Here is a 12,780-nt window from a genome sequence, read left to right as displayed (position 1 = left end):
ATGTGTGGCATCGCAGGTACATACCGTTGGCCGGACGGGAAGGTCGTGACCGACCGGCTCACCGACACCCTCGCCCACCGTGGTCCGGACGGGGCGGGCCGGTACAGCCACCCCGCCGGTGACGGCGAAGTGCACCTCGGGCACCGCCGGCTGGCCATCATCGACCTGTCCGAGACCGGCGCCCAGCCGATGGTCTCGGGCGGCCTCGTCCTGACGTACAACGGCGAGCTGTACAACGCTCCCGAGCTGCGTGCCGAACTGGCGGCGGCCGGGGTGCGCTTCCGCGGTACCTCGGACACCGAGGTGGTGCTGGAGGCCTGGCGGCGCTGGGGCACGGACTGTCTGCCCCGGCTGCGCGGCATGTTCGCGTTCGGGATCTTCGACGAGCGGACCGGGGAGCTGGTGCTCGCCCGCGACCAGCTCGGCATCAAGCCGCTGTTCCTGCTCCGGCGCGGCGAGGGGCTGGTGTTCGCCTCCGAGCTCAAGGCGCTGGCCGCCGCGACCGGCGGGACGCTGGAGGTGGACCACGGGGCGCTGGTGGCCTCGCTCCTCTACTACTGGGTACCGGACTCGCGGTGCGCGTTCCGTGAGGCGGAGAAGCTGCCGCCGGGGAGCTGGCTCCGGTGCCGTCCCGACGGCCGGGTGGAGCGCGGCCGGTACTGGAACCTGAAGGACGTCGCTGCCGAGGGCCGGGAGCGGGCCCGCGGCGGTGAGCTGCCGGACCTGGCCGCCGTCGTCGAGGAGTCGACCCGGCGCCATCTGCTCTCCGACGTACCCGTGGCGACGTTCCTCTCCGGCGGGCTCGACTCCAGCTATCTGACCGCGCTGGCGGCCCGTCACCAGCCGGGGATCTCCGCGTACACGATCGGTTTCCGCGCCGAGGACGCCAGGTTCGAGGCGATGCCCGACGATCTGCGCTACGCGCGGCAGGTCGCCGAGCGGTTCGGCGTCGACCTGCACGAGATCGAGATCGCGCCGAACGTGCTCGACCTGCTGCCGCGGATGACGTACAGCCTGGACGAGCCGATCGGCGACCCGGCCGCCATCAACACGTATCTGATCTGCCAGGCCGCCCGGGAGGCCGGGGTCAAGGTGATGCTCTCCGGGATGGGCGCCGACGAGCTGTTCGCCGGCTACCGCAAGCACCTGGCGAACCTGCTCGCGCTGCGCTACCAGCGCGTCCCGCGGCCGCTGCGGCGCGGGGTGTCCGCGGCCGTGGACCGGCTGCCGGTCGCCACGGCCCGCCGGGGATACCGGTCGGTGCGGTTCGCCAAGCGGTTCCTGTCCTTCGCCGATCTGCCGGAGGAGACCGCCTTCCGGCGCAGCTACACCATGTACGACCAGGAGGAGTTGCTCGCCCTCGTCGATCCTGATCTGGCCGGGACGGTCGAGGACGTGCTGACCGAGCACGCGGACGTCTACCGGGACAACGACCTGGACGACTTCGTCAACCGGATGTGCCTGGCCGACGCCCGGATGTTCCTGCCGGGCCTCAACCTCGCCTACACCGACCGCTCCAGCATGGCCGCGTCGACCGAGGTGCGGGTGCCGTACGTGGACGTCGAGGTGGTGCGGGCGGCGTTCGCGGTGCCCGGCGACCGGAAGATCGTCGGACGGCAGGGCAAGGCCGTGCTCAAGGAGGCGGCCACCTCGGTCCTGCCCCGGGAGATCGTCTACCGGCCCAAGGGACTGTTCAGCGCCCCGCTGCGGGCCTGGATGAGCCGGGATCTCGCGCCGCTGGTGCGCGAGGTGGTCGAGGACGGGGTGCTCGTCGGCTCCGGGCTCCTGCGGCGCGACGCGCTGGCGCGCATGGTCGCCGAGGACGCCGCCGGGCAGCGGGACTTCTCCAAGCATCTGTGGCATGTGCTGACCCTCGAGTACTGGTATCGCGACGCGACCTCTGGGTCCGGTCAGAGCACTCGGTCAACGGCTTAGGAATTCAGAGGAGTTCGAGTGAAGCAGGTTGTTCAGAACTACAAGAGCGGCGAGCTGGCCGTGCTCGACGTGCCGGTGCCGGGGTGCAAGCCGGGCGGTGTGCTGGTCCGTACCGCCTACTCGCTGATCTCCACCGGGACCGAGATGATGAAGGTCTCCGAGGCCGGCATGTCGATGGTCGGCAAGGCCCGCTCCCGGCCGGACCAGGTGGCCAAGGTCATGCAGAGCGTGGCCACCAACGGGGTGCCCGCCACCTACCGCAAGGTGATGGGCAAGCTGGACTCCTACACACCGCTGGGCTACTCGCTGTGCGGGGTGGTCGAGCAGGTCGGCGCCGGGATCGACGACGTGAAGGTCGGCGACCTCGTGGCCTGCGCCGGCAACGAGCACGCGCTGCACGCCGAGTTGAACTGGGTGCCGAAGAACCTCTACACCCCGGTGCCGGACGGACTCGCGCCGCGGCACGCGGCCTTCGGCACCGTCGGCTCGATCGCGATGCAGGGCGTCCGCCAGGGCGAGCCGCAGCTCGGCGAGGTGGCGCTGGTCATCGGCCTCGGGCTGATCGGACAGCTGGTGGTGCAGTTGCTCACCGCCTCGGGAGTCCGCGTCGTCGGGGCCGATCCCGACCCGGTGCGCTGCGAACTCGCCGAGCGTCTGGGCGCCGCGGCCTGCGGCGATCCCGCCTCCGCGGCCGTGGAGGCCGCCGTCGCCGAACTCACCGGCGGTCACGGCGTGGACCAGGTGTATCTGGCCGCCGGCGGTGGCAGCAACCAGCCCGTCGAGCTGGCCGCCCGGCTCTGCCGGGACCGCGGCCGGGTCGTCGACATCGGCAAGTGCCGCCTGGACCTGCCGTGGAACGCGTACTACGAGAAGGAGCTCGACGTCCGGTTCTCGCGTTCGTACGGCCCCGGGCGCTACGACCCGGAGTACGAGTTGGAGGGGCGCGACTACCCGATCGGCTATGTGCGCTGGACCGAGCGTCGGAACCTGGCGTGCTTCCTCGATCTCGTCGCCCGCGGCCGCGTCGACGTGGAGCCGCTGGTCTCCCATGTCGCGGACTTCGACGACGCCGTGGAGACGTACCAGAGCCTGAAGGACGGCGAGTTGAAGGCCGTGGCCGTGCTGTTCCGGTACCCCGAACAGGCGGTGGAAGCCGAGGCTCCGGTGGTGGCCGTTCCCACGGTGAACGTGAAGCGGAGTCCGGCCCGTGCCGCCAGGACGCCGGTGCGGCTGGCGTTCGTCGGCGCGGGGAACTACGCGACGTCGATGCTGCTGCCGCACCTGGCGGGGCGCGAGGGCGTCGAGTTGTCGACCGTCGTCACCACGACGGCCCTGTCCGCGGCCAACGCGCAGCGGAAGTTCGGCTTCGCCGAGGCGACCACCGATCTCGACGCCGTGCTCGGCGACAAGTCCGTCGACGCGGTGTTCGTGGTCACCCGGCACAGCTCGCACGCCGAACTGACCCGAAGGGCGCTGCTGGCCGGCAAGGCCGTGTTCGTGGAGAAGCCGCTGGCGCTCACCGAGGACGAGCTGGCCGGAGTGCTCGCGGCGGTGGAGGAGTCCGGCAACGACCGGCTGCAGGTGGGCTTCAACCGCCGGTTCGCGCCCCTGCTGCGGGAGGCCAAGGAGCGGTTCGGCGCCCGCACCGGGCCGGCGAGCCTGCGCTACCTGGTCAACGCGGGCCGGCTGCAGCACGGCAGCTGGTACCTCCGGCAGGGCACCGAGGGCTCGCGGTTCGCCGGCGAGGGCGGACACTTCATCGACACGGCGAGCTGGCTGCTCGATGCCGACCCGGAGTCGGTGTACGCGGTCGCCACGCCCGGCAGCGAGGACCTGCAGGTCGTGCTGCGCTACCCGGACGGGTCCACCGCCACCATCAGCTACGTCACCACCGGCTCGCCCGGTTTCCCCAAGGAGACACTGGACCTCGTCGCGGACGGCAAGGTGCTGCGCCTCGACGACTTCGTCCGTGCCTCGGTCCACAGCCGCAAGCGGTGGGTCAGTTCGCGGCTGCCCAAGGCCCGGGACAAGGGGCAGAACGCCGAGCTGGCCGCGTTCGTCAAGGCCGTGCGGACCGGCGGGCCGATGCCGATGCCGCTGGAGTCGCTCGTCGCCACCACGTCGGCCACCCTCGCCGTGCAGGCCGGCCTGGCCGGCGGCGCGCCGGTGACGTTGGCGAGGGCGCTGTGAGCATGAGCGCGGGCTGGTACTTACGCCGGCTGTCCCGGATGGGGCCGCGGGAAGTCGGCGGCCGGGCGGGCGACGCGGTGCGCAGACGGCTGTGGCGGTCGGCGCGGCCGGACTGCCCGGGCGTGACCGGTGCCCGCTTCACCGCCGTACTGCCTGCCGGGACGGTCGGCGCGATACCTCCGGACGCCGCGAAGCGTCTGGTCGCCGAGGCGGACCGGCTGATGTACGGGCACGCCGAGTACTTCGGCGTGGTCCGCGACGACCTGAACGACCCGGACTGGTGGTACGACCCGAAGACCGGGCGCCGGGCACCATGGGGCTACGCCTTCGACGTGCCGTACCGGAACGAGGACGCGGTCGGGGACATCAAGCAGATCTGGGAGCTGTCCCGGCACCAGTACCTCACCGTGCTCGCCGTCGCCTACGCGGTCACCGGGAACGAGCGGTACGCCGAGCGCGTGGCCGCGCACCTGCGGTCGTGGTGGACGGCCAACCCGCCGCTGCGCGGAGTGCACTGGATCAGCGGGATCGAGCTGGGGATCCGGCTGCTGTCGTGGGTGTGGATCCGCCGGCTGCTCGACGGCTGGCCGGGCGTGGCCGAGCTGTTCGAGGACAACCCGGTGGCGCTGAACCAGATCTGGCACCACCAGCGCTGGCTGGCCGCCTTCCCCAGCCGGGGGTCCTCGGCGAACAACCACGTGATCGCCGAGGCCGCCGGGCAGTTCGCCGCGGCCTGCGCGTTCGGGTGGTTCCCCTCCTCGGCGCGTTGGCGAGCCGACGCGCTGCGGTCGCTGGAGCGGCACCTGCGCGGCAACACCTTCGGCTCCGGCCTCAACCGCGAGCTGGCCACCGAGTATCACGGGCTGGTGCTGGAACTCGGCCTGGCGGCGGTGGCCGAGGCGGATGCCGCCGGTGTGCCGGTCCCCGCGTCGGTCCGGCTGGTGCTGCTGCGGATGACCGACGCGCTCGCGGCCGTCGTGGACAACCGGTTACGGCCGCCGCGCCAGGGGGACGCGGACGACGGGCACGGTCTGGTCGTGGACGGCCCGGGCACCGACCGCTGGGCCTCGCTGCTGGCCACCGGGGACGCCGTGTTCGGCCGGCTGGCCTGGTGGCCGGCGGTGACCGGCACCGATGTGCGCACCCCGCTTCTTGCCGCGCTCCTCCGGCCGTACGCGACGGAGGGATCCGCACGCCCCGCGAGCCGCCCGGCGCATTTCGCCGACGCGGGCATGACCATCCTGCGTGGTGCGGCCCCGCGTGGTCAGGGGGAGATCTGGTGCCGCTGCGACGGTGGTCCGCACGGGTTCCTGTCCATCGCCGCGCACGCCCACGCGGACGCGCTGTCCGTGGAGGTCCGGCACGACGGGGTCGACGTGCTCGCCGACCCGGGGACGTACTGCTATCACGGGCAGCCGGAGTGGCGGCAGTACTTCCGGTCGACCCTCGGCCACAACACCCTGCAGCTGGACGGCGTCGACCAGTCGGTCTCCGGCGGCCCGTTCCTGTGGACGCGGCAGGCCCGCAGCCGCGTCCTGGTCACGGACACAGCCGACGCGTCCGACGGGGGGACGGCCCGCTGGAGCGCCGAGCACGACGGCTACCAGCGTTCCGTGCACCGCCGCCGGGTGGAGCTGACGGCCGAGAGCCAGGAGCTGAGGGTGGTCGACGAGGTCCGCGGCGATCGCGGGGCCGTGCGCCTCGCGTTCCACCTCGGTCCGGCCATCACCGCGGACCTGGTGGGCAACCGGGCGGTGCTCAGCTGGACCCGGGACGGCGAGGACCGCTCCGCGGTGCTCGACCTGCCCGGGGAGCTGTCCTGGCGGGCCCATCGCGGCGAGAACGACCCGCCGCTGGGCTGGTACTCCGCCGGCTTCGGCCGCAAGGAGCCTTCCACCACGCTGGTCGGCACCGGCTTCACCGACGGCGGCGCGCTGTCGGGGGAGTTCACCACCGTGCTCGAGTTCCGCGGCTAGGGGGGGCGCGTGGGGATCAAGTGGCGGCCCTGGGCGTGGCCTGCGGCACCGCTGGCGTTGGCCCTGCTGGCGGCGACCGGCTGTGACAGCACGCCGGGCGCGCGGCCGGAGCCGACCGCCGCGCCGTCCACGTCCGTGGCCCGGGTGTGCGCCGAGCCCGCGGCCGGGCCGGCGAAGGCACCGGCGGGCGCGGTGACGGTCGACCCCGCGGTGGCCGGTGACCTGGCCGCGAAGACCAAGAGCAGCCCCCCGCACACCACGTTCTGGCTCCGACCGGGCAAGCACAGGCTCGATCCGGAGCGCTACGCCCAGGTCCTCCCCAAGAAGGGCAACACCTACCTCGGCGCGCCGGGCGCGGTGCTCGACGGCCGGAGGACCAACCAGTACGCCTTCGGCGGCACCGCCCGTGACGTCACCATCCGCCACCTGACCGTGCAGGGTTTCGTCGCGCCGCACAACGAGGGCGTGGTCAACCATGACTCGGCCGACGGGTGGGTGATCGAGCACGCGACGATCCAGAACAACTCCGGCGCCGGGCTGATGGCCGGTGCCCGCCAGCGGGTCCGCGCCAGCTGCCTGCGCGGCAACGGTCAGTACGGCATGAACGCGTACAAGGCCACCGGCCGGATCAGCGGCCTGGTGGTCGAGGGCAACGAGATCGTGGGCAACAACACGGACGACTGGGAGCGGCGGCGGCAGGGCTGCGGCTGCACCGGAGGCGTCAAGTTCTGGGCCGTCGACGGCGCCGACGTACGCGGCAACTGGGTGCACGACAACCGCGGCGCCGGGCTGTGGGCGGACACCAACAACAACGACTTCCGCATCGAGGACAACGTGCTCGAGGCCAACGACGGTGCCGCGCTGATCTACGAGACCAGCTACAACGCGGTCATCCGGAAGAACACGATCCGGCGGAACAACCGGGTCGAGGGCCGCAGATACGCCGACCGCGGGGACAACTTCCCGTTCGCGACCGTCTATCTGTCCGAGTCCGGGGGCGAGCCACGGATCCGAGCCCGCACGGACAAGATCGAGATCTATCGGAACGTGCTGGAGAACAACTGGTCCGGGATCACCCTGTGGGAGAACGCCGACCGGTTCTGCAACAGCCCGGCCAACACCTCTTCCGGTGACTGCACGTTGCTGGTGAAGGACACCGACCGCTGCGCGCGTCCGGCGATCGCCACCGCACCGCTCTACGCGGACTGCCGGTGGAAGACCCAGCGGGTGGACATCCACCACAACCGCTTCGTGCTGGACCCGTCCGTCGTCGGGTGCACGGTGAGGTGCGACCGCATGGCGGTGCTGGCCAACTACGGCACCTATCCGGACTGGTCGCCCTACCAGGGCGAGCGGGTGGCCGAGGCGATCACCCGCGAGCAGCACAACCGCTGGCACGACAACGTCTACCTCGGACCGTGGAAGTTCGTCGCCCACGACCCGAGCCGGGTGCTCGACTTCGTGCAGTGGCAGGGCACGCCGTACCGGCAGGACGCGGGCAGCACCTTCGGCGCGCGGGACGGTGGTTGAGGTGGGCCCGGACCGCACAGGGCGCACGGACCACACGTCGAGGATCGTCGGTACGGCCTGGGGGCTGCTGATCCTCAACACGCTCGGCTCCGCCGGGGCGAAGACCATCGTCCCGCTGCCCCGCTCCCTCATCCAGATGGTCACCATGGGCGCGCTGGTCGCCGCGTTCGCGCTGGCGCTCGCCGTCAATCTCCGGCTGCGCATCCGGGCCAGTGCCTTCGTGTTCCTGCTCACCCTGCTGCTGATGCCGAGCGTGATCTCCAGCGCTGACCTGGAGTCCGGGTTCGGCGCGCTGTTCCGCTGCGCCCGGCTGGCCCTCTTCGTCAGCACGCTGTGGCTGCTCAGCCGCTGGTGGGACGGCGGCCTGACGTTCGTCCGGCACCACATCCGGATGTACTTCGTGGTCCTCGGGTCGGTGGCCGCCGGCCTGGTCATCTCACCGGGCGCCGCCCTGCCCGAGCTCTACGGCGGGCGGCTGGTCGGCGCGTTGTGGCCGCTCACCCCGCCGCAGATCGGACAGTACGCGGCGGTGATCATCGGGCTCACCGTGCTGCTCGTTCTGGGCCGCCGGACCGACCGGCGCAGCGCGGCGGTGGTCATCGTGCCGGCGTTCGTCCTGCTGGCGCTGACCCATACCCGGACGGCCACGCTCGGCCTGTTCATCGGGCTGGCGCTGGCGATCGGCTCGCTCGTCCTGACCAGTGCCGCCGCCCGCCGGTTCTTCGCCTGGGCGGTGCTGTGCGCCGCCGTGGCCGCGGTGGGGTTCGGCTCCCTGCTGCAGGCGTGGTTCCTACGCGGCCAGAGCCAGGAGAACTTCACCAGCCTCACCGGCCGGGCCAAGGTCTGGGACGCCCTGCTGGCGGCGCCCCGGTCGACCTCGGAGTATCTGTTGGGCGCGGGCCTGGGCGACAAGTCGTTCGGCGGGCTGCCGATCGACAACAGCTGGCTGGCCGTCTACCACGAGCAGGGGCTGACCGGGGTGGCCATAGTGGCCGCGATCATCATCGTGCTGGGCGGCGTCGCGCTGCTGCGGCCACCGTCGCTGTCGAGGGCCTGCGCGATCTTCCTGATCAGCTACTGCGCGATCGCCTCGTACACCGAGGCCGGGCTGGGCGACGCCTCGCCGTATCTGCTGCATCTGGCCGTGGCCGCCTCGCTGCTGGCGGCTCCCGCCGGGGCCGCTCCCCCGGCGACGCCCGACGTCCCTCGACGGCACATCCCGCGCTGGGCCCAGAGATCGGAGGTGAGCTGACCATGCATGTCCTCGTGGTGCACAACCGCTACGCCTCGGCACAGCCGAGCGGGGAGAACAAGGTCGTCGACCAGGAGGTGGCGCTGCTGCGTGAGGCCGGCCACCGGGTCGAGCTGTTCGAGCGGCGCAGCGACGACATCGCCGCCCGGTCCCTGCTGGGCAAGGCCGCGCTGCCGCTCCTGGTGCCGTGGAACCCGGCGGTCCGCACGGAACTCGCCGCCCGGCTGCGCGCCGAACGGCCGGACGTGGTGCACGTCCACAACGTCTTCCCGCTCCTGTCCCCCGCCGTGCTGGCCGCCTGCGCCGACACCGGGGTGCCCGCCGTCGCCACGCTGCACAACTACACGCAGGTCTGCCCGCCCGGCACACTGCAACGGGACGGCCTGCCGTGCACCGAGTGCGTCGGGGCGACGCCGCTGCCCGCCGTCCGGCACGGCTGCTACCGCAACTCCCGGCTGGCGACGGTGCCGCTCGCGGTCAGCCTGTCGGTCAACCGGCGGCGGTGGTGGTCCGGCGTGGAGCGGTTCTTCTGCATCTCGGCGGCGCAGCGCGATGTCCTGGTGCGGGCCGGCATGCCGGCCGAGCGGCTGGCGGTGAAGCACAACTTCGTGCCCGACCCGGGCACGTGCCGAGAGGGCGCCGGAGAGCATCTGCTCTATCTCGGCCGGCTCGCGGAGGCCAAGGGCGTGCGGCTGCTCATGGCCGCGTGGGACGAGATCGCCGCGGGCGGCGGTGTGGGCGTGCCGCTCGTGATCGCCGGCACGGGACCACTGGAGCCGGAGGTGACCGCCTGGGCGGCGGGCCGGGACGACGTGCGCTACGTCGGCCTGTACGACACGGCGGAATGCCAGAAGGCCATCGCGCGAGCCGTCGCCGTGGTGGCTCCCTCGACATGGCTGGAGGCGTTCGGCCTGGTGGTCGTGGAGGCGATGGCGGCGGGCGTCCCGACCGTCGCCGCCGGTCACGGCGCCTTCGTCGAACTCGTCGAGGACGGGGTGACCGGGCTGCTGCACCGGCCGGGCGACCCCGCCTCGCTCGCGGACCGCCTGCGCCGGATCGCGGCGGAGCAAGCCCGCAACCGGGAGATGGGCCAGGCGGCCCGGCGCCGATACGAGCGGGGCTTCAGCCCGGCCGTCGGCCTGGAGCGCCTGGTGGAGGGGTACCGCACCGCGATCGCGGGGCGGTCGGAATCAATCGGGGACCGAATCAATGGGGGGCAGTAAATGACACGATGCAGACTCTGCGGCTCGGAGGCGCTGGCGAGCGTCGTCGATCTGGGGGCGACGCCGCCGTGCGAGAGCTTTCTCGCCGCGGATCAACTGGACCAGCCGGAGTCCGCGTACCCGCTGCACCTGCGGGTCTGCACCGACTGCTGGCTGGCGCAGATCCCTCCGCTCATCACGCCGGAGGAGACGTTCAAGGAGTACGCGTACTTCTCCTCCTACTCCACCTCATGGGTGGAGCACGCGCGCACCTTCGTCGCCGACGCCGTACAGCGGCTGGAACTGGGCCCCGACGCCTTCGTGGTCGAGGTCGCCAGCAACGACGGGTACCTGCTGAGGCACGTGGTGGACCGGGGGATCCGCTGCCTGGGCGTCGAGCCGTCGGTGAACGTCGGCGCGGCGGCACGGGACGCGGGTGTGCCCACGCTCACCGAGTTCCTGGACCCGGACACCGGCTCGGCCGTCCGCGCCGAGCACGGCCCGGCGAACCTGGTCGTGGCCAACAACGTGTACGCGCACATCCCCGACGTCGTCGGGTTCACCCAGGGGCTGCGCGCCCTGGTCGCCGACGACGGCTGGGTCTCCATCGAGGTGCAGCACCTGCTGACGCTGATCGAGGAGAACCAGTACGACACGATCTACCACGAGCACTTCCAGTACTACACGGTCGCCGCGGCCACCCGGGCGCTGGCGAGCGGTGGACTCACGCTCGTGGACGTCGAGTTGCTGCCGACGCACGGCGGCTCCATCCGGCTGTGGGCCCGGCCGGCCGAGGTGGCCGGCGAGCCGACCCGGCGGGTGGCCGACGTGCTGGCCCGGGAGAAGGCGGCCGGGCTTCAGGAGCTGTCCGGGTACACCGAGTTCTCCGCCCGGGTGGCCAAGGTGCGCCGGGACCTGCTGCGGTTCCTCGTCGAGGCGGCCGAGCGCGGCGAGACGGTCGTGGGCTACGGCGCCCCGGGCAAGGGCAACACCCTGCTCAACCACTGCGGCATCCGGCCCGACCTGCTCGCGTACACGGTCGACCGCAACCCGTACAAGCACGGCAGGTTCACCCCGGGCACCCGCATCCCGATCCTGCCGCCCGAGCGGATCGCCGCCGACAAGCCGGACTACGTCCTCGTCCTCCCGTGGAACCTGCGGGACGAGCTGGTCGAGCAACTGTCCTACGTGCACGAGTGGGGCGGCCGGCTGGTCTTTCCCATCCCGGAACTGAGCATTGTCGAGGTCAAGGCATGAAGGTCGTTCTGTTCTGCGGCGGTTACGGGATGCGGATGCGGAGCGGTGCCGCCGACGACGTGCCCAAGCCCATGGCGATGGTCGGCCCGCGACCGCTGATCTGGCACGTCATGCGCTATTACGCGCACTTCGGGCACAAGGAGTTCATCCTGTGCCTCGGGTACGGGGCCCATCACATCAAGGACTTCTTCCTCAACTACGAGGAGACCACGTCCAACGACTTCGTGCTGCGGGACGGGCGGACGGAGCTGCTGTCCACCGACATCGCGGACTGGACGATCACGTTCGCGCAGACCGGCATCGAGTCGCCGATCGGGGAACGCCTGCGCCGGGTGCGGCACCATCTGGACGGCGACGAGATGTTCCTCGCCAACTACGCCGACGTGCTCACCGATGCCCCGCTGCCGGAGATGATCGACCGGTTCGCCCGGCGCGACGCCGGTGCGTCGATGATGGTGGTGCCGCCGCAGTCCTCGTTCCACTGCGTGGACCTGGGCGAGGACGGCCTGGTGGGGGGCATCACCGCGGTGAGCGACATGCCGCTGTGGGAGAACGGCGGCTACTTCGTGCTCCGCCAGGAGGTCTTCGACCACATCCCGGAGAACGGCGACCTGGTCGCCGACGGCTGCGCACAACTGGCCAAGCAAGGACGGCTGGTGGCGCACCAGCACCGCGGTTTCTGGAAGCCGACCGACACCGTGAAGGAGCGGGCCGCGCTCGACGACGCCTACACCCGGGGCGACCGGCCGTGGGCCGTGTGGGAACGGGACACCGCCGGAGCGCGGGCGTGATCCGGCTCGGGGCCGGGTCCCTGGACCGGATCGTCGCGGTGGGCGCGCACTGCGACGACATCGCCATCGGCGCCGGCGGCACGCTGCTGACGCTGTGCCGCGCCCGGCCGGGCATCCGGATCGACGCGCTGGTGCTCTCGGGCGGTGGCGGCGAGCGGGAGCAGGAGGAGCGGGCCGCGCTCGCCGCCTTCTGCCCGGGCGCCGACCTGCGGCTGACCGTGCTCAAGCTGCCGGACGGCCGGATGCCCGCGCACTGGGAGGAGGCCAAGGCCGCCGTCGAGGAACTGCGCGAGCGGACCGATCCGGAGCTGATCCTCGCACCGCGCACCGATGACGCGCACCAGGACCACCGCGGCCTGGCGCAACTGCTGCCCACGGCGTTCCGCGACCACCTCGTGCTCGGCTACGAGATCGTCAAGTGGGACGGCGATCTCGGCCGTCCGGCGGCGTACCAGCCGCTGTCGCCGGAGACCGCCGAACGGAAGGTGCGGCTGCTGCAGGAGCACTACCCCTCGCAGCGGCACCGGCCCTGGTACGACCGGGAGGCCTTCCTCGGTCTCGCACGGATCCGCGGCATCGAATGCCACGAGCGCTACGCCGAGGCGTTCGCCGTCACCAAACTCACTCTCGACCTGGGGGAATGAACC

General features: G+C 71.9%; 9 protein-coding genes. All 9 read left to right on the top strand.

Features of this window, described 5'->3' with window-relative positions; all coding sequences use genetic code 11:
* Genes asnB through ACFT4A_RS00675 form a run of 9 tightly spaced genes read left to right on the top strand, consistent with a single transcriptional unit; the run spans window position 1 to window position 12,777 of the window.
* Window positions 1-1,935: an asparagine synthase (glutamine-hydrolyzing) gene (gene asnB / locus ACFT4A_RS00715; protein ID WP_382824655.1), complete on the top strand. Its 1,935-nt coding sequence runs from the start codon at window positions 1-3 to the stop codon at window positions 1,933-1,935.
* An 18-nt stretch (window positions 1,936-1,953) separates the two neighbouring features.
* A complete protein-coding gene (locus ACFT4A_RS00710) occupies window positions 1,954-4,125 on the top strand; it encodes a bi-domain-containing oxidoreductase (RefSeq protein WP_382824654.1) in 2,172 nt (723 codons plus the stop codon).
* Window positions 4,126-4,127: 2 nt separating this feature from the next.
* Window positions 4,128-6,101, top strand: coding sequence for an alginate lyase family protein (locus tag ACFT4A_RS00705; protein WP_382824652.1), 1,974 nt, complete (start codon window positions 4,128-4,130; stop codon window positions 6,099-6,101).
* Between the two features lie 9 nt (window positions 6,102-6,110).
* Window positions 6,111-7,631, top strand: coding sequence for a right-handed parallel beta-helix repeat-containing protein (locus ACFT4A_RS00700; protein ID WP_382824650.1), 1,521 nt, complete (start codon window positions 6,111-6,113; stop codon window positions 7,629-7,631).
* Between the two features lies 1 nt (window position 7,632).
* Complete coding sequence (locus ACFT4A_RS00695; RefSeq protein WP_382824648.1) at window positions 7,633-8,883, top strand: O-antigen ligase domain-containing protein; 1,251 nt, start codon at window positions 7,633-7,635, stop codon at window positions 8,881-8,883.
* 2 nt (window positions 8,884-8,885) lie between these two features.
* Window positions 8,886-10,106, top strand: coding sequence for a glycosyltransferase (locus ACFT4A_RS00690; RefSeq protein WP_382824647.1), 1,221 nt, complete (start codon window positions 8,886-8,888; stop codon window positions 10,104-10,106).
* The gene (locus tag ACFT4A_RS00685; protein ID WP_382824645.1) at window positions 10,107-11,342 is read left to right on the top strand and encodes a class I SAM-dependent methyltransferase; all 1,236 of its coding nucleotides are present in this window, start codon (window positions 10,107-10,109) and stop codon (window positions 11,340-11,342) included.
* A complete protein-coding gene (locus ACFT4A_RS00680) occupies window positions 11,339-12,133 on the top strand; it encodes a glucose-1-phosphate cytidylyltransferase (RefSeq protein ID WP_382824643.1) in 795 nt (264 codons plus the stop codon). The genes ACFT4A_RS00685 and ACFT4A_RS00680 overlap by 4 nt, the downstream gene beginning before the upstream one ends.
* Window positions 12,130-12,777, top strand: a complete 648-nt coding sequence (locus ACFT4A_RS00675) for a PIG-L deacetylase family protein (protein WP_382824641.1) — start codon at window positions 12,130-12,132, stop codon at window positions 12,775-12,777. The genes ACFT4A_RS00680 and ACFT4A_RS00675 overlap by 4 nt, the downstream gene beginning before the upstream one ends.
* Window positions 12,778-12,780: the final 3 nt, after the last annotated feature.

This window comes from Streptomyces sp. NPDC057099 (assembly GCF_042671245.1).
Taxonomy (GTDB): Bacteria; Actinomycetota; Actinomycetes; order Streptomycetales; family Streptomycetaceae; genus Streptomyces; species Streptomyces purpurascens.
This window is presented reverse-complemented; position numbering and strand designations above follow the sequence as displayed.

What these genes read in the sequence shown, in the direction of transcription:
- asnB (WP_382824655.1), top strand. Translation starts at nt 1, where the DNA reads ATGTGTGGCATCGCAGGTACATACCGTTGGCCGGACGGGAAGGTCGTG.
- ACFT4A_RS00705 (WP_382824652.1), top strand. Translation starts at nt 4,128, where the DNA reads ATGAGCGCGGGCTGGTACTTACGCCGGCTGTCCCGGATGGGGCCGCGG.
- ACFT4A_RS00690 (WP_382824647.1), top strand. Translation starts at nt 8,886, where the DNA reads ATGCATGTCCTCGTGGTGCACAACCGCTACGCCTCGGCACAGCCGAGC.
- ACFT4A_RS00685 (WP_382824645.1), top strand. Translation starts at nt 10,107, where the DNA reads ATGACACGATGCAGACTCTGCGGCTCGGAGGCGCTGGCGAGCGTCGTC.
- ACFT4A_RS00680 (WP_382824643.1), top strand. Translation starts at nt 11,339, where the DNA reads ATGAAGGTCGTTCTGTTCTGCGGCGGTTACGGGATGCGGATGCGGAGC.